Source organism: Pseudomonas extremorientalis (assembly GCF_001870465.1).
Lineage (GTDB): Bacteria > Pseudomonadota > Gammaproteobacteria > Pseudomonadales > Pseudomonadaceae > Aquipseudomonas > Aquipseudomonas extremorientalis.
In genome coordinates, this window is sequence record NZ_MDGK01000055.1 from 234,303 (window position 1) to 256,322 (window position 22,020).

At 60.0% G+C, this 22,020-nt stretch carries 20 protein-coding genes, 1 tRNA gene and 1 pseudogene; 13 read left to right on the forward strand and 9 right to left on the reverse strand.

Features of this window, described 5'->3' with window-relative positions:
- Positions 1-120: 120 nt before the first annotated feature.
- From BFN10_RS22025 to BFN10_RS22035, 3 genes are all read left to right on the forward strand, one after another.
- The gene (locus BFN10_RS22025) at positions 121-855 is read left to right on the forward strand and encodes a phosphoadenylyl-sulfate reductase (protein WP_071491423.1); all 735 of its coding nucleotides are present in this window, start codon (positions 121-123) and stop codon (positions 853-855) included.
- Between the two features lie 467 nt (positions 856-1,322).
- Entirely contained in the window at positions 1,323-2,849 is a 1,527-nt protein-coding gene (locus BFN10_RS22030) for an NCS1 family nucleobase:cation symporter-1 (RefSeq protein ID WP_071491424.1), read from the forward strand.
- A 13-nt stretch (positions 2,850-2,862) separates the two neighbouring features.
- Positions 2,863-3,579 carry an aspartate/glutamate racemase family protein gene (locus tag BFN10_RS22035; protein ID WP_071491425.1) on the forward strand — a complete coding sequence of 239 codons (717 nt, stop codon included), beginning with the start codon at positions 2,863-2,865 and terminating at the stop codon, positions 3,577-3,579.
- Here the strand turns inward: BFN10_RS22035 and BFN10_RS22040 are convergent.
- Entirely contained in the window at positions 3,560-4,489 is a 930-nt protein-coding gene (locus BFN10_RS22040; protein WP_071491426.1) for a LysR family transcriptional regulator, read from the reverse strand. The genes BFN10_RS22035 and BFN10_RS22040 overlap by 20 nt on opposite strands.
- Before the next feature lie 125 nt (positions 4,490-4,614).
- Here BFN10_RS22040 and BFN10_RS22045 point away from each other — a divergent pair, with 125 nt between their 5' ends.
- A complete protein-coding gene (locus BFN10_RS22045; RefSeq protein WP_071491546.1) occupies positions 4,615-5,361 on the forward strand; it encodes a 3-oxoacyl-ACP reductase family protein in 747 nt (248 codons plus the stop codon).
- A gap of 85 nt (positions 5,362-5,446) precedes the next feature.
- On the opposite strand, the gene BFN10_RS22050 is transcribed toward BFN10_RS22045, so the two are convergent.
- A complete protein-coding gene (locus BFN10_RS22050) occupies positions 5,447-6,136 on the reverse strand; it encodes an HAD-IA family hydrolase (RefSeq protein ID WP_071491427.1) in 690 nt (229 codons plus the stop codon).
- A 257-nt stretch (positions 6,137-6,393) separates the two neighbouring features.
- Between BFN10_RS22050 and BFN10_RS29010 the strand changes: the two are divergent.
- Together BFN10_RS29010 and BFN10_RS22055 are read left to right on the forward strand one after the other, a co-directional pair.
- Positions 6,394-6,645, forward strand: a pseudogene (locus tag BFN10_RS29010) (type II toxin-antitoxin system RelE family toxin); the annotation flags it as partial.
- Positions 6,599-6,955 (forward strand): helix-turn-helix domain-containing protein, encoded by a 357-nt coding sequence (locus BFN10_RS22055; RefSeq protein WP_071491428.1) that lies wholly within the window; start codon positions 6,599-6,601, stop codon positions 6,953-6,955. The pseudogene BFN10_RS29010 and the gene BFN10_RS22055, both read left to right, overlap by 47 nt.
- A 125-nt stretch (positions 6,956-7,080) precedes the next feature.
- Here the strand turns inward: BFN10_RS22055 and BFN10_RS22060 are convergent, their stop codons facing one another.
- Complete coding sequence (locus tag BFN10_RS22060; protein ID WP_071491429.1) at positions 7,081-8,049, reverse strand: NAD(P)H-binding protein; 969 nt, start codon at positions 8,047-8,049, stop codon at positions 7,081-7,083.
- Positions 8,050-8,142: 93 nt separating this feature from the next.
- Here BFN10_RS22060 and BFN10_RS22065 point away from each other — a divergent pair, with 93 nt between their 5' ends.
- The 3 genes from BFN10_RS22065 to BFN10_RS22075 all read left to right on the forward strand — a co-directional run bounded on the left by BFN10_RS22065 (position 8,143) and on the right by BFN10_RS22075 (position 11,302).
- A complete protein-coding gene (locus BFN10_RS22065) occupies positions 8,143-9,027 on the forward strand; it encodes a LysR family transcriptional regulator (RefSeq protein WP_071491430.1) in 885 nt (294 codons plus the stop codon).
- 54 nt (positions 9,028-9,081) lie between these two features.
- Positions 9,082-9,660, forward strand: a complete 579-nt coding sequence (locus BFN10_RS22070) for a DUF4337 domain-containing protein (protein ID WP_071491431.1) — start codon at positions 9,082-9,084, stop codon at positions 9,658-9,660.
- A 145-nt stretch (positions 9,661-9,805) separates the two neighbouring features.
- A complete protein-coding gene (locus BFN10_RS22075; protein WP_071491432.1) occupies positions 9,806-11,302 on the forward strand; it encodes a trypsin-like serine peptidase in 1,497 nt (498 codons plus the stop codon).
- A 162-nt stretch (positions 11,303-11,464) separates the two neighbouring features.
- Here the strand turns inward: BFN10_RS22075 and BFN10_RS22080 are convergent.
- Positions 11,465-11,554, reverse strand: a tRNA-Ser gene (locus BFN10_RS22080).
- A gap of 320 nt (positions 11,555-11,874) precedes the next feature.
- Here BFN10_RS22080 and BFN10_RS22085 point away from each other — a divergent pair.
- The 3 genes from BFN10_RS22085 (at position 11,875) to BFN10_RS22095 (ending at position 14,606) form a co-directional block, all read left to right on the forward strand.
- Entirely contained in the window at positions 11,875-12,567 is a 693-nt protein-coding gene (locus tag BFN10_RS22085; RefSeq protein WP_071491433.1) for a crotonase/enoyl-CoA hydratase family protein, read from the forward strand.
- Between the two features lie 212 nt (positions 12,568-12,779).
- The gene (locus BFN10_RS22090; RefSeq protein ID WP_071491434.1) at positions 12,780-13,502 is read left to right on the forward strand and encodes a lysophospholipid acyltransferase family protein; all 723 of its coding nucleotides are present in this window, start codon (positions 12,780-12,782) and stop codon (positions 13,500-13,502) included.
- A 132-nt stretch (positions 13,503-13,634) separates the two neighbouring features.
- Positions 13,635-14,606, forward strand: coding sequence for a magnesium and cobalt transport protein CorA (locus BFN10_RS22095; protein WP_071491435.1), 972 nt, complete (start codon positions 13,635-13,637; stop codon positions 14,604-14,606).
- Here BFN10_RS22095 and BFN10_RS22100 read toward each other — a convergent pair.
- The 3 genes from BFN10_RS22100 to BFN10_RS22110 all read right to left on the reverse strand — a co-directional run bounded on the left by BFN10_RS22100 (position 14,603) and on the right by BFN10_RS22110 (position 18,769).
- The gene (locus BFN10_RS22100) at positions 14,603-15,316 is read right to left on the reverse strand and encodes an amidotransferase (RefSeq protein WP_071491436.1); all 714 of its coding nucleotides are present in this window, start codon (positions 15,314-15,316) and stop codon (positions 14,603-14,605) included. The two genes, BFN10_RS22095 and BFN10_RS22100, sit on opposite strands and share 4 nt — an antisense overlap.
- Before the next feature lie 84 nt (positions 15,317-15,400).
- On the reverse strand, positions 15,401-17,548 hold the full coding sequence (locus BFN10_RS22105; protein ID WP_071491437.1) for a 3-hydroxyacyl-CoA dehydrogenase NAD-binding domain-containing protein: 2,148 nt from the start codon (positions 17,546-17,548) through the stop codon (positions 15,401-15,403).
- A 15-nt stretch (positions 17,549-17,563) separates the two neighbouring features.
- Entirely contained in the window at positions 17,564-18,769 is a 1,206-nt protein-coding gene (locus BFN10_RS22110; RefSeq protein ID WP_071491438.1) for an acetyl-CoA C-acetyltransferase, read from the reverse strand.
- Positions 18,770-19,414: 645 nt separating this feature from the next.
- On the opposite strand from BFN10_RS22110, the gene BFN10_RS22115 reads away from it, so the two are divergent.
- Complete coding sequence (locus BFN10_RS22115) at positions 19,415-20,221, forward strand: c-type cytochrome (RefSeq protein WP_071491439.1); 807 nt, start codon at positions 19,415-19,417, stop codon at positions 20,219-20,221.
- Between the two features lie 45 nt (positions 20,222-20,266).
- Here the strand turns inward: BFN10_RS22115 and BFN10_RS22120 are convergent, their stop codons facing one another.
- Positions 20,267-21,070: a transglutaminase family protein gene (locus BFN10_RS22120; protein ID WP_071491440.1), complete on the reverse strand. Its 804-nt coding sequence runs from the start codon at positions 21,068-21,070 to the stop codon at positions 20,267-20,269.
- Entirely contained in the window at positions 21,067-22,017 is a 951-nt protein-coding gene (locus BFN10_RS22125) for an alpha-E domain-containing protein (protein WP_071491441.1), read from the reverse strand. Before BFN10_RS22125 ends, BFN10_RS22120 begins: the two co-directional genes overlap by 4 nt.
- Positions 22,018-22,020 lie beyond the last annotated feature (3 nt).

A 22,020-nucleotide genomic window follows, 5' to 3' on the forward strand; every position in this document is an offset into this window, starting at 1 on the left:
CGAGCAAAAGGACTGCCGAACTCTAGCGATTCATGCTCGCCGCCGCAACGCAGGGCGGATTTTGATACCATCGCTCCCCTATAGAGCGCTCAGCGCCACTGACCTGTAGGAACCGTCCTGATGAACCAAGCCTTCGACGTCGCTGAACTCGCCGCGACTTATGCCAACAAATCCGCCCAGGACATTCTCAAGCTGGCCTTCAACCAGTTCGGTGATGACCTGTGGATTTCCTTCAGCGGCGCCGAGGACGTGGTGCTGGTAGACATGGCCTGGAAGCTGAACAAGAACGTCAAGGTGTTCAGCCTCGACACCGGGCGCTTGCACCCGGAGACCTATCGGTTCATTGAGCAGGTGCGCGAGTTCTACAAGATCGATATCGAGTTGATCTCGCCGGACCAGAGCAAGCTGGAACCCTTCGTCAAAGAGAAAGGCCTGTTCAGCTTCTATAAGGACGGCCACGGCGAATGCTGCGGCGTACGCAAGATCGAACCGCTGCGCCGTAAACTCGCCGGCGTCACTGCCTGGGCCACCGGCCAGCGCCGCGACCAGAGCCCCGGCACCCGCAGCCAGGTAGCGGCGCTGGAAATCGACACGGCCTTCTCTACCCCGGAACGCACCCTGTACAAGTTCAACCCGCTGGCGCAGATGACCAGTGAGGAAGTCTGGGGTTACATCCGCATGCTGGAGCTGCCTTACAACAGCCTGCATGAGCGCGGCTTTATCAGCATCGGCTGCGAGCCCTGCACCCGCCCGGTGTTGCCGAACCAGCATGAGCGCGAAGGTCGCTGGTGGTGGGAGGAAGCCACGCAGAAGGAATGCGGGTTGCATGCGGGCAATATCATCAGCAAGGCCTGAAGTTGCGCTGTAAAAAATGTGGAAGGGGGCTTGCCCCCGATAGCGGTGGGTCAGCCAGGTCAATAGTGACTGACACTCCGCAATCGGGGGCAAGCCCCCTCCCACATTTGAGTTATGTTAGCCACTGAACGTGTACACACATATGTAACCATCGGTGCCATTTATGTGTGCAATCCATCTTGTTTCGCACCATTACGTAACACCTCTCCCCTCCTGCCTTTTGTCTTTACAAATAGCCCGGTTCCTACCAAAAAATAAATAACTGTTCAAACGGTCAATTTATATCGCTTTAAATTCAGCTAGTTATTCAATAAACCTATAAAAACGAAATTACCCCAGGTTTTCATAGATCAAAAACTGGCACGCAAGTGGCTTAAGGCAAAACAAGCTTTGTATACAATAAATACAAAACCTACATACACTTTGCCATCTGCGGCCTGGCTGCCGATGTGCTGGAGCCTGCCGGAATGCGTACAAGCCTCTCGAATAATATCGCACTGGATCTGCCCTCCTCCCTGAAGCCCGAAGCCATCGAGCCCGGCCCTCTGGTGCTGAGCCCACGCCTGCACAACAAGGACCTGGCGCCCACCAAGGTTGAAGGCCGGCGCTGGGGTCGCTATAGCATCTTTGCGCTGTGGACCAATGACGTACACAACATCGCCAACTACTCGTTTGCCATTGGCTTGTATGCACTGGGCCTGGGCGGCTGGCAGATTCTGTTGTCTCTCGGCATCGGTGCCGCGCTGGTGTACTTCTTCATGAACTTGTCGGGCTATATGGGGCAAAAGACCGGTGTGCCGTTTCCAGTGATCAGCCGTATCAGCTTCGGCATTCATGGCGCGCAGATTCCGGCGTTGATCCGCGCGGTGATTGCGATTGCCTGGTTCGGTATCCAGACCTACCTGGCCTCGGTGGTTTTCCGCGTGTTGCTGACGGCGATTCATCCAGGCTTTGCCGAATACGACCACAATTCGATCCTGGGCCTGTCGTCCCTCGGCTGGGTGTGTTTCGTGGCAATCTGGCTGGTGCAATTGGTGATCCTGGCCTACGGCATGGAAATGGTACGCCGCTACGAAGGCTTCGCCGGGCCGGTGATTTTACTCACCGTGGCGTCGTTGGCCGGTTGGATGTATTTCCAGACCGGCGGGATCATCGCCTGGTCGATCCGCGAGCCGCTGAGCGGCGGCGAGATGTGGCGCAATATCTTTGCCGGCGGCGCGCTGTGGCTGGCTATCTACGGCACGCTGATCCTCAATTTCTGTGACTTCGCCCGCTCCTCGCCGTGCCGCAAGACCATTCAGGTGGGTAATTTCTGGGGCCTGCCAGTGAATATCCTGGTGTTTGCCGCGATCACCGTGCTGCTGTGCGGCGGGCAATTCCAGCTCAATGGCCGAGTGATCGAAAGCCCGACCGAGATCATCGCGGCCATCCCGAATACCTTCTTCCTGGTGCTGGGCTGCCTGGCGTTCCTGATCGTCACCGTGGCGGTGAACATCATGGCCAACTTTGTCGCGCCGGCCTTTGTGCTGAGCAACCTGGCGCCCAAGTACCTGAACTTCCGCCGCGCCGGGTTGATCAGCGCCACCGTGGCGGTGCTGATCCTGCCGTGGAACCTCTACAACAGCCCCCTGGTGATCGTGTACTTCCTGTCCGGCCTGGGCGCGCTGTTGGGGCCACTGTATGGGGTGATCATGGTCGATTACTGGTTGATCCGTAAAAGCCAGGTGGACGTGCCGCAGTTGTACAGCGAAGACCCGCGCGGCGTTTATTACTACAGCCGTGGAGTCAATTTGCGTGCGGTGGCAGCGTTTATTCCTGCGGCGGTGATCGCCATTCTCCTGGCCTTGTTACCGGGTTTTGCCAACGTGTCACCGTTTTCCTGGATGTTTGGCGCCGGTATTGCAGGGCTGTTGTACTTGCTGATCGCCAAGCGCCAGCCGTTCTACGCCGATGTCAGCGGCGAAAGCATTGCCGTCGATAACGTCAGTCATTAATCAAGGACCTTCCATGCGTATCCTCGTGGTCAACGTCAACACCACCGAATCCATCACTGAAACCATCGCCCAGCAGGCGCGCGCCGTGGCTGCGCCGGGCACCGAGATTGTCGGGCTCACGCCGTACTTCGGCGCCGAATCGGTGGAGGGCAACTTTGAAAGCTATCTGGCGGCCATCGCGGTGATGGACCGGGTGATGGCCTATGACCAGCCGTTTGATGCAGTGATCCAGGCCGGGTACGGCGAGCATGGTCGTGAAGGTTTGCAGGAATTGCTCAACGTGCCGGTGGTGGACATCACCGAAGCCGCCGCCAGCACGGCGATGTTCCTGGGTCACGCCTACTCGGTAGTGACGACCCTGGACCGCACGGTGCCGCTGATCGAAGACCGCCTGAAACTGGCCGGCCTGTACCAGCGCTGCGCCTCGGTGCGCGCCAGTGGCATGGCGGTGCTGGAGTTGGAAGAAAACCCGCTGGCAGCGATGGAGGCCATCGTGCGCCAGGCGGAACTGGCCATCAGCGAAGACAAGGCCGAGGTGATCTGCCTGGGCTGTGGCGGCATGGCCGGGCTGGATGAGCAGATTCGCCAGCGCACCGGTGTGCCGGTGGTGGATGGGGTGACAGCGGCGGTGACCATTGCCGAGTCGCTGGTGCGGCTGGGGTTGTCGACGTCGAAGATCAGGACTTACGCAACGCCAAGGGCGAAAAAAGTCATCGGTTGGCCGCGCTGAAGCGTTGGTTCAACTGCTGCTCGGCGAATTGCTCGATGATGAAATCCACAAACGCGCGGGTCTTGCCGGGCAGCAGTTTGTGTTCGGCGTAGTAGATGGAGATGTTGCCGTCGTCGACGTACCAGTCGGGCAGCACCCGCACCACCGCACCGCTGTCCAGGAATGGCACGGCCATAGGCATGCTCACCAAGGCGACGCCCAGGCCTTGGGCGCTGGCGCAGCAGGCGGCTTCGGAATCGCTCATGGTCATGCTCGGTCTAAGCACCAGCGGGCGGTGTTCACGCTCGGTACTGGTCAATTGCCAGGAGCGCACGCGTCCGGTCTGCGGTGAACGGATGAGAATCCCGTGGCAATGCGCCAGGTCTTCGGGCGCCCGCACCGGGGGACGCTGCGCCAGGTAGTCCGGTGACGCCACCAGCACGCGATGGGCCGGGGTCAACTTGCGCGCCACCACCCCCTGGGGCAGCTCGAAGCCACCACCGATGGCAGCATCGAAACCCTGGCCGATCAAGTCGACCTGGCGGTTATCGAAATGCCAGTCCGGGCTGATGTCCGGGAAGCGGCGCATGAACACGCCCAATAGCGGCACCACGTAGCGATTGCCAAACACCGTACCCATGCTCACTTTCAACGTGCCCACCGGCCGCCCTTCAGCGCTGGCCAGGTTGGCCACGGCGTTCTGGATGGTGGTAAGGCTGCCGCTGACCTCTTCGAGGAACAGCTTGCCGGCTTCAGTGAGGGTGAGGCGCCGAGTGCTGCGCTGGAACAGGCGTACGCCCAAACGCGCTTCGAGCTTGGCGACACTTTTGCCCACCGCCGCCGGTGTCAGGCTCAGGTGCCGCGCCGCTTCGGCAAAGCTGCCACCTTCGGCGCTGCGCACGAAACATTCGATACTGCCAAAGCTTTCCATATCGACCACTCTAAACTTTTTGTTTACACAGACTATAGCAATCCTGGTCTACCGGGAGGGGCTGGCGAGGTCGATACTCGGTTCCAACAACAAGGCATCCCGCCTTGAACAGCTTGGAGATCGACATGACCACACAAAACCTCAGCGGCAAAGTCGCCTTGATTCAAGGCGGTTCTCGCGGCATCGGCGCCGCCATCGTCAAACGTCTTGCCGCACAGGGCGCAGCCGTTGCCTTTACCTACGTCAGCTCGGCCGCCAAGGCCGAAGAACTGCAGAACAGCGTGATCAGCGAAGGCGGCAAAGCCCTGGCGATCCATGCCGACAGCGCCAGTGCCGATGCGATACGCAATGCGGTCAACGCCACCGTCGAAGCCTTTGGGCGCCTGGATATCCTGGTGAACAACGCCGGCGTACTGGCCATCGCGCCGCTGGAGGATTTCAAGCTGGAAGACTTTGACCAGACCCTGGCGATCAACGTGCGCAGCGTGTTTATCGCAACCCAGGAAGCGGCCAGGCATATGGGTGAAGGCGGCCGCGTGATCAATATCGGCAGTACCAACGCCGAACGCATGCCGTTTGGTGGCGGTGGCCCATATGCGATGAGCAAGGCAGCGCTGGTGGGCTTGACCAAGGGCCTGGCGCGGGATCTGGGGCCACGGGGGATCACCATCAACAACGTACAACCTGGGCCGGTGGACACCGATATGAACCCGGCTAACAGTGATTTTGCCGAGAGTTTGATTGGGTTGATGGCGGTGGGGCGGTATGGGCATGTGGAGGAGATTGCCAGTTTTGTGGCTTACCTCGCAGGACCGGAAGCGGGCTATATCACCGGTGCAAGCTTGACCATCGATGGAGGCTTCAGCGCCTAGGGCTTCCTGAACACTGCCAATCAAATGTGGGAGGGGGCAAGTCGAATCGTCGCACCGCCCCTCCCACATTTTCAACCGCGATCAATCAGGTTCGAGGTGGCAGGCCGTAGGCCGCCAGGTCAAAGTCCGCGAGCTTGCGGATGATCTGGTCGGCGTGGTGGTACTTGCTGTCGGCCATGGCTTCATCCGGCACAGCGATGGCGGTCATATGGGCAGCTTTGGCAGCAGTGACGCCGAAGGGTGAGTCTTCGAACACCAGGCAATCCTCGGGCGCAACGCCCAGGCGGCGGGCGGCGGTGAGGAAGATGTCTGGCGCGGGTTTGGCGGCGCCCACTTCCGGGTCGTCAGCGGTGACGATGGTGTCGAACAGGCCAAACCATTCGCGGTGCAGGGTGGTCTTGTGACCAAACGAATTGCGCGACGAACTGGTGCCCACGGCAATCGGGATATTGTGCGCCTTCAAGTGCCGCACCAAGGCTTCGGCGCCGGGCATGCCCAAGGCCTTGGGGAAACGCTCGCTCATCAGCGGTTCGCGGATCTCCAGGAATTGAGCCGGTGTGATCGGCAGGTCCAGCGCCTTCACCACGTAGTCCGCCAGGTCCTGGGCACCACGCCCGATGATGTGCTGCTTGATGCCCCAATCGTAGATGCGACCGTAGCGTTCGGCGATGATTTGCGTGACTTCTGTGTAGATGCCTTCCGTGTCCAGCAACAACCCGTCCATATCGAAAATCACGGCCTTGATCGGACCGACTGCGGTACGCGGTGCATTCATCACGACAACCCAAGGGAAAGACTAAAAGGATTCAGCACAATAGCGGTGCGGGTCCCATGCAGGCAACCGCCATGACTTTGTATCGATTCGATTCCCGAGTTGATGGCCCTTCATATCAGTGCCTCATAACTGGCAACAGCTATACCGGTCGGTGTGTGCGGCGACCGTCTACGGTTTGTGAGGGCAGCGCGAACCGCCACTGGCCGGCGTCTGAAAATATCGCTTGATAACCTTATAAAAGACTTATTAATCTTCCAATGAACTCCATCCACTGGACTAGAAAATCCGTAAAGCAACTGCTTCGGTTGCATACGTATCATCAGCAACAGGTACGCGATGCGGTGTCAGCGCTTGAGCGCATGCCCGAGGCAGCCAACGTCAAGGCATTGGTCAATTACCCCCATGGTTATCGCTTGCGCGTGGGTAATTACCGAGTCCTTTTCGATTGGGATCGCGATATCCATGTGGTCAGCATTGAAGAGGTCAAGAAGCGTGACGAGCGAACCTACTGCCGTACAGATCATCCACAATACGGAGGGCAAGCCAGCCTTTGTGGTGATTCCCTATGAACATTATCTGGCCCGGCAGAACGATCCAAATCTGATTCCCCATGCGGTGGTAAGCCGCCTGGTGGATGGGGCAACCCCTATCCGTGCATGGCGCGAACACCTGAACCTGACCCAGGAAGAGGTTGCCAAACGCCTGGGCATTTCCCAATCCGCATTTGCCCAACAAGAGTCGGTGAACAAACCTCGCCGTGCAACGCGGGAAAAAATTGCCAAGGCCTTCGGCATCAACGCCAGTCAACTGGAGCTATAAAGCGTAACTCTGGAAAATCCGCGCCCTCAGCCCACCCATTGCAGCCCTTGCTCAAGGCTTCCACCTGGATCCGCGCATGGGCCAGTGCCGTAGAGGGCGTGCCACAGGCCACTTTGAGCCAAACTTCACACTGCCCGACGCAGGCAACCCATGCCGGCCAGGGTCGTCTCCACCGCTTCATCCAGCGGCGTGCAAGGTTCAGCGCCCAGTACCGCAACCAGCTGCGTGTTATCGAGCAGTACAGGGGTTTGCCACAGGTAACGCATCTCCAGCATTTCACGGAAGGTGGCGACAAAGGGCGAAGCTATTTTCAGCAGCCACCAGGGGAACATCCTGACGACCGGCTGTTGCCCCGTCCTACGCAGCACCACGCGCTGGATCGCCCGGCTCAGCTGTGTGCCATCCGTGTCCACCTGCCCCGCCATATGAAAACGCGCGAACGCCTGCAGGGTTTCACGGCGCTCCAGCAGTTCAACCATCGTACGCGCCACATCGGGCAGGTACGCCCATTGATGGGCAACACCTGGCGCCCCCGGATAATTGATGCTGCGCACAATGTTGCCAGGTTTGACCAAGCCCTGGGAAAACCAGCTGTTGGCCGCCTGCGCGCCGAAAAAGTCACCGGCGCGCACGATCAGCACCCTCGCCCCGTTGCCTGAAGCTTCGTATAAACGCTGCTCCAGTTGCACACGGATCGCGCCCTTGCGGGTTTGCGGGTGTTGAGGGGAGTCTTCGTGCAGTACGGGAAACGCGTCCGGCCCAAAGTTGTAGACGGTACCGGGCAACACAATGGTGGCGCCTTCCGCAACGGCCGCCGCGATGGTGTTGTCGATCATCGGCAGCACCCGCTCGGCCCAGTGCCGATAGCCCGGCGGGTTGACCGCGTGCACGATCACTTCACAGCCTCGGGCTGCAGCAAGTACGTCATCGCGGTTGAGTGCATCACCCTCAAGCCAGTCAAATGCGGCGTTCTGGCCACGGGCCTTGTCGGCATCACGGGTCAACGCGCGCACCTGCCAACCCGCCGCCAGCAGCTGCCGTGCAACTTCGCCACCAATGCCACCGGTTGCACCCAACACCAATACTTTGTTCATCACACTCTCCCACAGGGGTTGATGGGGACATTTTCTGCGTGCCGGCGCTATAGAGGAATTGTCGAAGATCGCCAAGGCGCTATACATTTATGCATGGCAACGAATATTGGTTGGGAGCTTTACCGGTCGTTCCTCGGCGTATTCCGAGAAGGATCGTTGTCGGGAGCCGCACGGCAACTCGGCATTACACAGCCCACGGTCGGCCGGCACATTGCCGCGCTGGAAACGGCGCTGGGCGTGGTGCTGTTTACCCGTTCACCGAGCGGCTTGTTGCCCACGGCGGTAGCCCGGACCCTGCGCGCCCACGCCGAAACCATGGAACGCACAGCGGCGGCACTTGAGCGTGCAGCGTCTGCCCAGGGTGATGAAGTGCGCGGCGTGGTGCGCGTGTCCGCCAGCGAAGTGATCGGCGTGGAAGTGCTGCCGCCGATCCTCACGCAAGTGCGCCAGGCACACCCGCACCTCAAGGTCGAACTGGTGCTGACCAACCGCCTGAGCGACCTGTTGCAACTGGAAGCCGACATCGCCGTGCGCATGGTCCGCCCCAGCCAGGAGCAACTGCTGGCGCGACGCATCGGCTTGATCGAAGTCGGCCTGCATGCCCGCGACGATTACCTGCAGCAACACGGCACGCCCCTGTTGATGCAGGACCTGGCCGGCCACTCAGTGATCGGTTTCGACCAGGAAAACGCATTTATCCGCAGCCTGGCCATCAAGGGCTTCGAGCGTAGCGCCTTCGCCCTCAGCAGCGACAGCGACCTGGCACAGTTGGCACTGATCCGCGCCGGTGCCGGTATCGGCGGCTGCCAGGTCCAACTGGCCAAGCGCGATCCCTGCCTGCGCCGGGTCCTGCCAGAAGGCTTTGCACTCAAGCTGGACACCTGGGTGACCATGCACGAAGACCTGCGCAACAGCCCGCGCTGCCGCGTGATGTTCGACGCCCTGGTGGAAGGTTTGCAGCGTTACGTACAGGATTGAGACAGCTTCACTGGTGAAGAATCAGACTCCCTCAGTCCCTTCACAGACGCCCCCATGTCCGAAGCCTTCGAAGTCCCCAGCCCCCACGAAAAACACATCGAACACACCACCGAACATGCCCACGGCCGTGGTGACACCTTCGCCAGCCGCATCGCCGTGATGACCGCCCTCATGGCCACCCTCGGCGCCATGCTCAGCTACCAGGCCGGCTCCACCGAAAGCGAAGCGGCAATGGACAAGAACAACGCCGCCATCTTCAAGACCGAAGCCGCCAACCAGTGGAACTACTACCAGGCCAAATCCAGCCGGCAAAACCTGGCAGAACTGGCCACCCACATTCCCGGCGTGGACGCGGTGCATTACAAGGAAGAGATAGAGCGCTACAGAAGCCAGAAGGAAGACGTGCGCAAACAGGCCGAAAAGCTTGAGGCCACGTCAAAGCAATGGGATGAAAAGTCGGAACAGGCGCTGCACCAGCACCATCGCTGGGCCCAGGCGATGACCGCGATTCAGATCGCGATTTCATTGGCGGCGATCACCTTGCTGACCAGGCGGGAATGGTTGAAGCGCCTGTCGTATACAGCGGCGGGTGTCGCGGTGGTGCTGGGCAGCCTGGCGTGGCTGCATATCTGAGACGATGCAGTCAAAAGGTGGTGACGCCATGATCACTGGGATCAGCACCTTCTCTCAAGGGCTCACGCAATAGTCCTGTATGGCGTTTGCCATGGCCTGATTGGGTAGTTTCAGCCAATCAATGACTTCCTTGTCGGGCCCCCTTATGTCACGTACTCACAGCGCTTGCGTTTTCCTGTATCTCCTGTTGCTCAGCATCGTCTGGCCCAGCCACGCCAGAGACCTGGCCGAAGGACTTACCGAACAGTCACCGTCCATGGCACTTGAGAATAAACACCACCGTTACCCGCAATGGACCGGCATCGGTTCACTGAAAAACGCCTTAGGCCAGACCTGCAATGCCGTTCTGCTTGACACTCATGATCGCCGGGGCAAGGCCACCGGCCCGGCTTATGTGCTGACCAGCGGGCACTGCGTGTTCTTCAGCTACGGTACGGCGCTCCTGCGCCGGGCGTTCACCGCCGATGTCACCTTCAATTACTTTCATGACACACCTGAACGGCATGTCACCTACGCCGTCAAAACAGCACATTGGAGCAGCATGGCGGGCACCGATTTAGCCGTGCTCGAACTGGATACGTCACTGGCCGCGCTGGTGGCCAGCGGGATCATGCCACTCAGGCTGGCATCTCAACGTCACACGTCGGATCGAGAAGTGATCAATGTGGGTGCGCCGACCGGGTTCCTGAAAAAGGGACTACGCATGAGCGCCTGCGTGGAGTCGACGATCAACAGTTTTGCCGAACAACCCGGTGTGTTCCCCAACGCCTTGCGCAACCGCTGCAACGGTCTGCGCCCAGGCAGCTCCGGCAGTCCGATGCTGGACCGGAATACCAATGAAATCACCAGTATCATCAGCAAGGTCGCGTCCGCCATTCAGAAGGACATTCTCAATAGCTGTCAGAACAACTCGGTGTGTGAAGCCGCCAAATTCAACTACAGCTATCCTGCCAACCACTTGTACTACTGCTTTGTAGACGGTGTGTTCCGTAATGACACCCCGACCTGCCAGCTCAAGGCCGTTGAAATCACGCTGGACGAACCATGGAACCTGAAGCCGTATGTGCATTTACAACGTGATGCCGCCGGCCAAATAATCCGTCCAACCTGGAACCTGAGATTCTCGATGCAGGAACCGTTCTACCGATTCAAGGCCGTAAATGACATCAACGATTGCGCACGCACCCACGGCTACCAAGTCGCCGCCGCCTCTGACGAGGCGTACATCAACCAGTCCATCGGCCCAGTGCTGGGGCCGCATGTGCTGTGCATACTCGGTGTGCAAAAGGCCGAGCAACCGCTGACCGAAGCACTCCTGCGCAATGTATTCACCCATTCGGTCTTCCTGACCAACCCCGCACCGGCACCGCAGATCAAGCACCGCTATCACATCGCCTGGGAAAACCAGCACAGCGGTTTTAGCCAGCATTACTACTACAGCGTGCATTCGGCGAGCAGGACCACCTGTGGCGATATTGACGATGAACGCTACACCCTGGCCATGGATGGCATTTTCCTGGAAATAGCAGAGCTGCCGGTCACCTTATGCAGCTATGCACGCAACAGTGTTGGGCAACCGTCAGCCATTCGCACAGACGTGATCGAAAGCGCAACGGTTCGTTCGCAGCGTCATGCCAGGTGAGGCAGCAAGCCCTTTTCAGCAACTTTTGATGAAATTCGGGTATGAGAATAGGCAATGCCCAAAAGGCACCACTCGACCGGGGCACAGATGGGGGTAGGCTGCGAAATCGCGGGCAAAAAAAATCCCGCTGAGCGTCTAACTCGCGGGATTTCTTCAAGAATGTGGCGGTGAAGGAGAGATTCGAACTCTCGATACAATTTCTTGTATACACACTTTCCAGGCGTGCTCCTTAAGCCACTCGGACACTTCACCGTATCTCGTCAAACCAGTTCAGTCTGTCGAGGCGCGCTAATGTAGTCGAAAGCCTTTCTGATGGCAAAGGTTTTTTTCAGAATATTCATGCGCTTAGCCGGTTATGCCGCTCACCGCCCGGCAAGGGGCGTTGATTGTGCCATTCTCAGGCATTGGCGGTAGGTGTCTGGGGTGGCGATTGTGCCCTGCCCCAGGCATTCCAATGCGCTGTGCAGGGGAAAACCCTGACTGGCCAGTCAGTCACAGCGCTTTACCGGGGCGGGCGTGGTGGGTAACGTCTGCTGCATTCTTCTATAACAAGTCCTACAAGGAACCGCGTCATGAGTGAGTTGATTGCCTACCACCTCGAAGACGGTATCGCGACCCTGACCTTGAGCAACGGCAAGGTGAATGCCATTTCTCCGGCGGTGGTCAGTGCGTTTAATGAAGCGCTGGACCAGGCGGAGAAGGACCGGGCGGTGGTGGTGATCACCGGTACGCCGGGGATTTTGTCGGGTGGTTATGATTTGAAGGTGATGACCGCCGGCCCTAAAGAGGCGATCAGCCTGGTGACGTCCGGTTCGACGTTGGCGCGTCGCCTGTTGTCGCACCCGTTCCCGGTGATTGTGGCGTGCCCTGGCCATGCGGTGGCCAAGGGTGCCTTCCTGCTGTTGTCGGCGGATTATCGGATTGGCGTGGAAGGCCCGTTCAGCATTGGCCTGAACGAGGTGGCGATTGGCATGACCATGCACCACGCCGGTATCGAGTTGGCGCGGGATCGCCTGCGCAAGTCGGCGTTCCATCGTTCGGTGATCAATGCCGAGATGTTTGACCCGCAGGGCGCGTTGCAAGCGGGCTTCCTCGACAAGGTGGTGGCACCGGAAGAGCTGCACGCGGCGGCGCTGGAAGCGGCGCGTCAGTTGAAGAAGCTCAACATGAACGCCCACAAGCACACCAAGTTGAAAGTCCGTAAAGAACTGTTGGAAGCCTTGGACGACGCCATCATCCAGGACCAGGGGCATATCCTGAGTTAATCCCTACGCCTGATACACCGAAGCCCGACCTTGCGTCGGGCTTTTTCTTACAACCAATTCCGAATCATCTTCAGCCGCTCTAGCTTGCCTGTATCGACAGATGTTGAAACATGCGCTTAAACATCGGCTATCTCCTACCTCTACCGGGATAATTGCCGAATACAGTGCACAACCGTACACTGCGCCAACTTTTGTCCCGGTAGGCCGTGTCGATGCTTTTCCTGTTGCGTATGTTGTTGATGAGCCTGCACTTTATGCTTGCCGGCGTGCTCGGCGTGCTGGTTGGTGTGTGCCGGCCGTTCAACCCGGACAACAGTCGCCTGTGCGCACGCCTGTACGCGGTGCCGGCCATGTGGATCCTGCGGCTCAACGTGAAGGCCGATGTGGACTCACTGCGCAACAAGCCCGGCACCTGCGTGATCATCGCCAACCACCAGTCCAACTATGACCTGTTTGTGTTCGGCACCGTGGTGCCCCACCGCACGGTGTGCATCGCCAAGAAAAGCTTGAAGTGGGTGCCGCTGTTCGGCCAGTTGTTCTGGCTGGCGGGCAATGTGTTGATTGACCGGGGCAATGCGCACAAGGCACGCCGCGCGATGCTCACCACCACCCACACGTTGCAGCATGAAGACACCTCGATCTGGGTGTTCCCGGAAGGCACGCGCAACCTGGGCAAAGGATTGCTGCCGTTCAAGAAAGGTGCGTTCCATATGGCGATTGCGGCGGGTGTGCCGATTGTGCAGGTGTGTGTCAGCAATTACGTCACGCAGATGCAGCTCAATCGCTGGAACAGTGGGGATGTGCTCATACGGTCGCTGCCGCCAATTCCTACCGTTGGCCTGACCTCGGATGACATCCCGGCGTTGATGCAGGCGTGTCATGCGCAGATGCAAGCCTGTATTGACGAGATGGACCGCGAGTTGCGGGCAGCCTGAACACCGCTTGGAGGCGCTTCGCCCCCCAGCGCGAGCAAGCTCGCACACTACAAAAAGCTCGACGCAACGACGGAACGCCATTCAGGCTAAGCTGCCCAACACTTGTCCTCCCAATAAGAAGCGATCAGCACCATGGGTAGAGTTGTTGCGGCCGCCGTCTACAGCGCCGGTAAGAAAGTCACGGATATCACTCTCGATGAAGGCGCGGCCTGGGCCGCCAAACCCGATCACTTTGTATGGATAGGCCTGGAAGAACCCGACGCCCAGGAGTTGGCCAACCTGCAACGCCAGTTCAACCTGCATGAACTGGCCATCGAAGACGCCCTGGAAAAACACAGCCGCCCCAAGCTGGAAACCTTTGGCGATGCGCTGTTTATCGTCACCTACTCGCCGGTGCGCGAGAACGGCAAGCTGGAGTTTATCGAGACGCATATCTTTGCCGGCAACGGCTACATCATCACCGCGCGCAATGGGCACTCGGCGTCCTACGGCTTTGTGCGCCAGCGTTGTGAGGCGCGGCCGCTTTTGCTGGAGCATGGGGAAGATTTCGTACTGTATGCGCTGCTGGATTTCGTCACCGAAAACTACCAGCCGGTGAGCGAAGCGATCCATGCCGAGATCGATGAGCTGGAGCGCAACGTGTTGTGCAGTTCGCTGAGCGAGCGGGATATCCAGAAGATCCACGGCCTGCGCCGCGACGTGTTGCGACTCAAGCGTTATGTGGCGCCGATGGTGGAGATCAGCCAGGAGCTGCAGAAGCTCAGCTTCCCGTTCATCGACAAGAACATGCGCCCGTATTTCCGTGACGTGCAGATTCACGTGACGCGGCAGATGGAAGACCTGACCACCCTGCGCGATATCGCCAGCCAGACAATCGAAATCGGTGTGTTATTGGAGGCTTCGCGCCAGAGCGTGGTGCAGCGCAAGTTTGCCGCATGGGCGGCGATCCTGGCGTTCCCCACCGCAGTGGCGGGGATTTACGGGATGAACTTCCAGAACATGCCCGAGCTGCAATGGCACTACGGCTACTTTGCGGTACTCGGGTTTATTGCGACGGGTTGCACGGCATTGTGGGCCAGTTTCAAACGGTCGGGTTGGCTTTAGGATTTGTGCGCCACAAACCGCATCATCCATTCCGCCACGGTTGCACCGTGGTGGTCGCGCTCGAGGCTGGCCACGCCGTTCGTATAGACTTTTTCGCCCAGGGTTGTCTGGAGAATCTCCAGCAACTCGCGAGAATAATCATGGACAAATTCCGGGTGGCCCTGGAAACACAGCACCTGGTCACCGATGTGGTACGCCGCGAACGGGCAAAAAGCGCTGGAGGCGATGACCGTGGCATTCTCCGGCAACGTGGTGACCTGGTCCTGATGGCTGATCAATAGGGTCAATTCCGGTACTTCAGGGCTCATCCACGGGGCCTTGGCATCCAGTTGGTAGTCGTGAATGCCCATGCCCCAGCCCTGGCCGGCGCGCTCGGTCTTGCCGCCCAGCAACAGTGCCAGCAACTGATGACCGAAGCAGATGCCGAGCAGCTTGTCGCCACGCTCGTAACGGTCGAGCAGGTAGGTCTTGAGGGTCTGGATCCATGGGTCAGTGCCGAAGGAGTCGGCCTTGCTGCCGGTGACCAGGTACGCGTCGAAGACTTCGTCGTCCGAGGGGTATTCACCGTTCACCACGTTGTACACCACGAACTCGGCGGGAATCGGCTGCTTGGCGAACAGGCGCTTGAACATCTGCCCGTACCCTTGGTATTGATCGATCAAGCCTGGACGCAGGATATCGGTTTCCAGGATACAGACGCGTAGCGACATAAAAAATACCTGACACGGTGATGGGAATATTGCACACCCCCAGAGCCTGCCTTGAAATACCCCTTCAAGGCAAGCCCCCCAGCTTCACCGGAACACTTCACCCTGCGCCGCTTTCTCCAGCAACAGCGCCGGCGGCGTGAAACGTTCGCCATACTGCTGCGCCAGATAGCGGGCGCGGGCAACAAAGTCGTTCAAGCCGTATTGGTTGATGAACTGCAGCGCGCCACCGCTCCAGGCCGCGAAACCAATGCCGAAAACAGACCCCACGTTCGCGTCCGCCGTGGACATCAACACCCCCTCCTCCACACAGCGCACCGTCTCGATGGCCTGGATAAACAGCAGGCGGTCGCGTACATCCTGCGCAGAGATGCGTTGGTCGGGTCGCTCAAAGCGGCTTTTCAACTCTGGCCACAGGTACTTTTGCCCGCCGCTGGGGTACTCATAGAAACCGCCTCCCGCCGCCTTGCCCAGCCGCTTGTATTCATTGACCAACAGATCGATCACCGCCGTCGCCGGGTGCGCAGGCAGCGCCTTGCCCTCCGCCTGCAAGTCCTTGGCCGTCTGCTGCCGGATATGGCTCATCAGGCTGAGGGACACTTCGTCAGACACCGCCAACGGCCCCACCGGCATGCCGGCCTTGCGCGCTTCGGTCTCGATCATCGGCGCGGCCACGCCCTCACCGAGCATGGCAATGCCTTCGTTAGTAAAGGTGCCGAACACCCGTGAAGTGAAGAAGCCACGGCTGTCATTGACCACGATCGGGGTTTTCTTGATTTGCAGGACGAAATCGAAACCCCGGGCCAGGGTTTCGTCGCTGGTGCGTGCGCCCTTGATGATTTCCACCAGCGGCATCTTGTCCACCGGGCTGAAGAAGTGCAGGCCAATGAACCTGGCCTGATCCGGCACCGCCGTGGCCAGGCCGCTGATGGGCAAGGTGGAGGTGTTGGAGGCGATTACGGCCTCGGCGCCGACCACGCTTTGCGCAGCGGCCGAGACCCTGGCCTTGAGTTCGCGGTCTTCGAACACCGCCTCGATGATCAGGTCACAGCCTGCCAGGTCAGTATCAGAGGCCGTAGGAAGAATCCGCGCCAAAATGGTTTCCCGCTGCTCGGCGGTCAATTGCCCACGGCTGACCTTCTTGTCCAGCAGCACCGCCGAATGCACCTTGCCCTTCTCGGCGGCCGCCAGGTTGATGTCCTTGAGCACCACCTCGATGCCTGCACTGGCGCTGACATAGGCAATACCCGCCCCCATCATCCCCGCACCGAGCACGCCGACTTTACGCGTGATATACGCCGCAAACCCTTGCGGCCTCGAGCTGCCGGCGTTGATCTCGTTAAGCTGGAACCAGAAGGTGCCGATCATGTTTTTTGCCACCTGCCCCGTCACCAACTCGGTGAAGTAACGGGTTTCGATCAGGTGCGCGGTGTCGAAGTCTACCTGGGCGCCCTCGACGGCCGCACAGAGAATTTTCTCCGGGGCGGGGAAACAGCCGTTGGTTTTACTGCGCAAAATCGACGGCGCTATTGCCAGCATCTGTGCAACTTTTGGGTTCGAAGGGGTGCCGCCTGGAATCTGGTAGGCCTTGTTGTCCCACGGTTGCCTGGCGTCCGGATTGGCCAGAATCCAGGCGCGGGACTTGGCCAGCAACTCATCGCCATCCGCCGCCAGTTCGTTGATCAAGCCGGCTTGCAGCGCCTGTTGCGGCCGCACTTTCTTGCCTTCGAGCAAATACGGCAAGGCCTTTTCCAGCCCCAGCGTACGCACCATGCGCACCACCCCGCCGCCCCCCGGCAGCAGGCCCAGGGTGACTTCCGGCAAGCCCAACTGCACCGACTTGTCGTCCAGCGCGACGCGGTAATGGCATGCCAGGCAAATCTCCCAGCCGCCCCCGAGTGCCGCACCGTTGATGGCGGCCACCACGGGCTTACCGAGGGTTTCCAGGCGCCGCAGTTGCGCTTTCAACACCCGCACACCGTCATAGAAATCCTTGGCGTGGGCCTTGTCGACCTTGATCAGTTCATTGAGATCGCCACCGGCAAAAAACGTTTTCTTCGCCGAGGTGATGACGACGCCGGCGATGCTGTCCCTTTCCGTCTCCAGGCGTTCGACCGTGGCCGCCATGGCCGCGCGGTATACGCCGTTCATGGTGTTGGCGCTTTGGCCGGGCATGTCGAGGGTCAGCACCACGATGCCGTCCTGGCCTTTTTCGTAACGAATGGCTTGGGTCATGACAAATTCCTTGGCTCAGAGGCGTTCGATAATGGTGGCGATGCCCATGCCACCGCCAACACACAGGGTGGCCAGGCCATAGCGCTGCTGGCGTACTTCGAGTTCGTCGAGCAGGGTGCCGAGGATCGCGCAGCCGGTCGCTCCCAACGGGTGCCCCATGGCAATCGAGCCGCCGTTGACGTTCACACGTGCGGCGTCGATGCCCATGTCCTTGATGAACTTGAGCACCACCGAGGCAAACGCTTCGTTGACCTCGAACAGGTCGATGTCTTCGACGCGCAGGCCGGCCTTGGCCAGGGCCTTGCGCGTGGCGGGCGCAGGACCGGTGAGCATGATGGTCGGATCGGTACTGGTGACCGCCGTGGCAACGATACGTGCCCTGGGTTGCAGGCCCAGTTCACGCCCCTTGGCTTCGGAGCCGATCAACATCAGCGCCGCCCCGTCGACGATGCCGGAACTGTTGCCGGGGGTGTGTACGTGATGGATGCGCTCTACATGGCTGTAGACCCGCAACGCGGTGGCATCGAAGCCCATCTGCCCCATCATTTCGAAACTCGGCTTGAGCTTGCCGAGGCCTTCAAGGGTGGAGTCGCCGCGAATGAATTCGTCATGGTCCAGCAGCACGATGCCGTTCTGGTCCTGAACCGCGATCAGCGACTTGTTGAAGGCACCGTCTGCACGCGCCCTCGCCGCTTTCTGCTGCGAATGCAGGGCAAAGGCGTCGACGTCCTCGCGGGTGAAACCTTCCAGGGTGGCGATCAGGTCCGCGCCAATGCCCTGTGGGGTGAAGTGACTGTGCATATTGGTCTGCGGGTCGAGCACCCAGGCGCCGCCGTCACTGCCCATGGGCACGCGGGACATGGACTCGACACCGCCGACCACCACCAGGTCCTCGAAGCCGGAGCGGACTTTCATCGCCCCCAGGTTCACCGCCTCCAGGCCCGACGCGCAGAAGCGGTTGACCTGCACGCCGGCGACGCTGATGTCCCAGTCCGCCACCAGCGCCGCGGTCTTGGCGATGTCGGCGCCCTGGTCGCCTACCGGGGTCACGCAGCCGAGCACGATGTCGTCCACTTGATGAGTGTCGAGGTCACTGCGTCGGGCCAGCGCGGTGAGCAGGCCGGCCACCAGGTTCACCGGCTTGACGCTGTGCAAGGCACCGTCCGGCTTGCCTTTGCCACGTGGGGTGCGTATTGCATCAAAGATCAACGCTTGGGTCATGACGTCCTCGAACCAGTGTGCATGTGTGCCCTACCTTAGGCCCGATTGACACGGTTTCAATGACGGATGCGCTCATTGCTTTTGACCCCCTCGCTCGGACGAACGGTAGGTACCTAAGGTAATCCCCTGATTAATCGTTTTAGCTGTCTAGCCAAGGCATTGGCGCCAAGATGGCGATATGCCTCATGCCTTTTTAAGCAGAAATGCTGATTAGCTGATACGAAATGAGTCTAAGCCGCGAAGAACAAGGCCTCTAAGGTTGAATCAGTAGGAAGTTGCTGCCGGGTTTTGCTGGAGCAACTGTAAGAAAAGCGACACGTCATCTCGCCATACTGAAATAAAACCGGCACGCATTTGACGCTCAGGAATAACAACAAAAGGCAGTCAGCCATGTTCAAACATTCGAAAGTACGTCAGGCGGGACTCATTCTGTTCGCCACCACACTGATTCTGATCTTGCCCAATTTAACCAAGGTTATTGGGTGACACCTCCACGCCCACATGCCGTGCATTCACAGCACCGGGTCTGCAGTTTTTGGCAGCGCCTGCAAGGACATTGCGCATAGCGGTCCTGCAGGGGCTGTCTTTTTGCGTGCAGATTTGCGGTATCGTGAGCAGCATCGCCACTCGACACCGGGCCCTTTCTTGAAAGCCATCCTTGCCCTCCTCGCCTTGCTCATCAGCCTCCCCACTGCGGCGGCCCAATTGACCATCGAACTCGACCACTCCCGCAAGACCTGGCAGACCGCCGACTTGCTCAAGCACCCGCAAGCGCAGACGGTGCAGATCGCCGATGACGTCTCCTACAAGCGCAGCATGAGTTATCGCGCAGTGCCGCTGGCCGTACTCCTACCTGGCTTGAAACCCGAGAGCCACGTGCAAGCGGTGGCCCTGGATGGGTTCGCCGCCGAACTCACCGCCGCGCCGTTGCTGGAACACCAGGGTGCACGCGCCTGGCTGGCGGTGGAGGATCCTGCTCAACCATGGCCGGCGCTGGCAGATGGCAAACCCGGTGCAGGGCCGTTCTACTTGGTGTGGACCAACCCGCAAGCCGGGGCTATCAGCCCTGAGCAGTGGCCATTCCAGATTTCCGCGATCAAGCAGTTGACGACAGTGGCGGAGCGTTTTCCGGCGTTGTTGCCGGATCCGAAGCTGGCGGCCTACGACCCGATCAACCAGGGTTTTGCCCTGTTCCAGAAAAATTGCCTGGCATGCCACCGCCTCAATGGCGCCGGAGACGCCCAGGTGGGACCGGACCTGAATATCCCCTACAACCCCACCGAGTATTTTGGCGGTGATTTCCTCAAGCGCTATATCCGCGACCCACAGAGTTTGCGGCATTGGCCGCAGGCGAAGATGCCGGCGTTCGCGGCCAGCGTGTTGCCGGACGGTGAGCTGGATCTGTTGGTGGGGTATTTGAAGCATATGGCCGGACGTAAACAGCAACCTTAAACATCCGGTTGTGAACGCCACGACACCCCGCTCGCCGCGACCCTATCATTGCTGCTGGACGGAAATCACCGGCGTCGGCGCCACGAACACCTTGGCATGCATCTGCTCATGCCCACCGCCCCGGCGCATGCCGCGCACCGGGCAAGCATCGAGGTAATCCAGCCCCACCGCCAGCTTCAAATGCCGCTCCGGGCGGGCCAGTTGGTTGGTCACGTCAAAACTGTACCAGGCGTCATCCAGCCAGGCTTCGGCCCAGGCGTGGCTGGCCAGGTGCGTGCTGTCCTCGGTGTATAAATACCCCGACACATACCGCGCAGGAATGCCCAGGCTACGCGCACAGGCCAGGAACGCGTGGGTGTGGTCCTGGCACACGCCCGCCCGGCTGGCGAAGGCCTGGGCGGCGCAGGTGTCGACTTCGGTCGCGCCAGGTGTGTAGGCCATCGCCTGGTTCAGCGCGTGCATCAAGTCGATCAACGCCGTGCGGTCGCGCCGTTGATGGCAGTGCTGTTCGGCAAAACCACGCAAGGCGTCATCAGGTTCGGTCAGGCGGGTGCACCGCAGGAACGGGAACGCCGATTGGCTCTCGTGCTCGGCCTCACGCAGCTCGTCAATATCCACCTGGCCACGCGCGCCAATGATGATGGCGTCGTGGGGCTCATCCAGGGTCAACACATGCAGGATGTTGCCGAACGGGTCCACCTGGGCACGCACCGGGCGCGGCAGGTCGAGTTGCCAACTGAGCACGTGCTGGCGCTCGCTGTCATGGGGCGTGAGGCGAAGGTACTGGATGCTGGCGCGCACCTGGTCTTCATAATGGTAGGTGGTTTCGTGGCTGATGGAGAGTCTCATGCCGCCTCCAGGTAGGAACTGTAGATGGCGTCGCCCAACTGGCGGACCAAAGGGATAAAGTCGGTCAGCCAGGCGTGCAGGCCTTCCTCAAGGATTTCATCGATGGCGGTAAAGCGCAGGCGCGCATCCATCTCGGCAGCCAGGCGCTGGGCCGGGCGGCCGTTGATGCCGGGCAGGCTGGCGAGGATCTGGTCGATCTCTTCACTGCAGGCACGCAACGAGCGTGGCACATCGGCGCGCAACAGCAGCAACTCGGCGACTTGCCGCGCGCCAGGCGCATCGCGATAAATCTCGGTGTAGGCCTCGAACGACGACAAGGCGCGCAGCAAGGCACTCCATTGATAGTAGGCGTGGGCCGTGCCATCGGTGACAGGCTCGGCGCGGTCACCGGCCATTTCATAGCGGGCGTCCAACAGGCGCAGCGTGTTGTCGGCGCGCTCGATAAAAGTGCCCAGGCGGATAAACCGGAAGGCGTCGTTGCGCATGATGGTGCCGTAGGTGGCGCCACGGAACAGATGGGAGCGTTCCTTGACCCACTCACAGAACCGGCTCATGCCATAACGGCTGAGGCCCTGCTGGGCGATATCGCGAATATCCAGCCAGGTGGCGTTGATGTTTTCCCACATATCCGCGGTAATTCGCCCACGCACGGCATGGGCGCTGGCCCGCGCTGCACCGAGACAACTGTAGATGCTGGCCGGGTTGGCCGCGTCCAGCGCAAAAAAGTGCAACAGGCGTTCGGCGTGCAACTGGCCGTGACGCTCGTGGTAATCCTCCAGGGTGCCGGTAATCAACAACGGCATGGCCAGTTCATGCAGGCCATCGCCGCGCCCATCCTGGGGCATGAGTGACAGCGAGTAGCTGACGTCGAGCATGCGTGCGAGGTTTTCGGCACGCTCCAGGTAGCGCGACATCCAGTACAGATCCGAGGCAGTTCTACTCAACATGGC

What these genes read in the sequence shown, in the direction of transcription:
- BFN10_RS22025 (WP_071491423.1), top strand. Translation starts at nt 121, where the DNA reads ATGAACCAAGCCTTCGACGTCGCTGAACTCGCCGCGACTTATGCCAAC.
- BFN10_RS22030 (WP_071491424.1), top strand. Translation starts at nt 1,323, where the DNA reads ATGCGTACAAGCCTCTCGAATAATATCGCACTGGATCTGCCCTCCTCC.
- BFN10_RS22035 (WP_071491425.1), top strand. Translation starts at nt 2,863, where the DNA reads ATGCGTATCCTCGTGGTCAACGTCAACACCACCGAATCCATCACTGAA.
- BFN10_RS22040 (WP_071491426.1), bottom strand. Translation starts at nt 4,489, where the DNA reads ATGGAAAGCTTTGGCAGTATCGAATGTTTCGTGCGCAGCGCCGAAGGT.
- BFN10_RS22045 (WP_071491546.1), top strand. Translation starts at nt 4,615, where the DNA reads ATGACCACACAAAACCTCAGCGGCAAAGTCGCCTTGATTCAAGGCGGT.
- BFN10_RS22050 (WP_071491427.1), bottom strand. Translation starts at nt 6,136, where the DNA reads ATGAATGCACCGCGTACCGCAGTCGGTCCGATCAAGGCCGTGATTTTC.
- BFN10_RS22055 (WP_071491428.1), top strand. Translation starts at nt 6,599, where the DNA reads ATGTGGTCAGCATTGAAGAGGTCAAGAAGCGTGACGAGCGAACCTACT.
- BFN10_RS22060 (WP_071491429.1), bottom strand. Translation starts at nt 8,049, where the DNA reads ATGAACAAAGTATTGGTGTTGGGTGCAACCGGTGGCATTGGTGGCGAA.
- BFN10_RS22065 (WP_071491430.1), top strand. Translation starts at nt 8,143, where the DNA reads ATGGCAACGAATATTGGTTGGGAGCTTTACCGGTCGTTCCTCGGCGTA.
- BFN10_RS22070 (WP_071491431.1), top strand. Translation starts at nt 9,082, where the DNA reads ATGTCCGAAGCCTTCGAAGTCCCCAGCCCCCACGAAAAACACATCGAA.
- BFN10_RS22075 (WP_071491432.1), top strand. Translation starts at nt 9,806, where the DNA reads ATGTCACGTACTCACAGCGCTTGCGTTTTCCTGTATCTCCTGTTGCTC.
- BFN10_RS22085 (WP_071491433.1), top strand. Translation starts at nt 11,875, where the DNA reads ATGAGTGAGTTGATTGCCTACCACCTCGAAGACGGTATCGCGACCCTG.
- BFN10_RS22090 (WP_071491434.1), top strand. Translation starts at nt 12,780, where the DNA reads ATGCTTTTCCTGTTGCGTATGTTGTTGATGAGCCTGCACTTTATGCTT.
- BFN10_RS22095 (WP_071491435.1), top strand. Translation starts at nt 13,635, where the DNA reads ATGGGTAGAGTTGTTGCGGCCGCCGTCTACAGCGCCGGTAAGAAAGTC.
- BFN10_RS22100 (WP_071491436.1), bottom strand. Translation starts at nt 15,316, where the DNA reads ATGTCGCTACGCGTCTGTATCCTGGAAACCGATATCCTGCGTCCAGGC.
- BFN10_RS22105 (WP_071491437.1), bottom strand. Translation starts at nt 17,548, where the DNA reads ATGACCCAAGCCATTCGTTACGAAAAAGGCCAGGACGGCATCGTGGTG.
- BFN10_RS22110 (WP_071491438.1), bottom strand. Translation starts at nt 18,769, where the DNA reads ATGACCCAAGCGTTGATCTTTGATGCAATACGCACCCCACGTGGCAAA.
- BFN10_RS22120 (WP_071491440.1), bottom strand. Translation starts at nt 21,070, where the DNA reads ATGAGACTCTCCATCAGCCACGAAACCACCTACCATTATGAAGACCAG.
- BFN10_RS22125 (WP_071491441.1), bottom strand. Translation starts at nt 22,017, where the DNA reads ATGTTGAGTAGAACTGCCTCGGATCTGTACTGGATGTCGCGCTACCTG.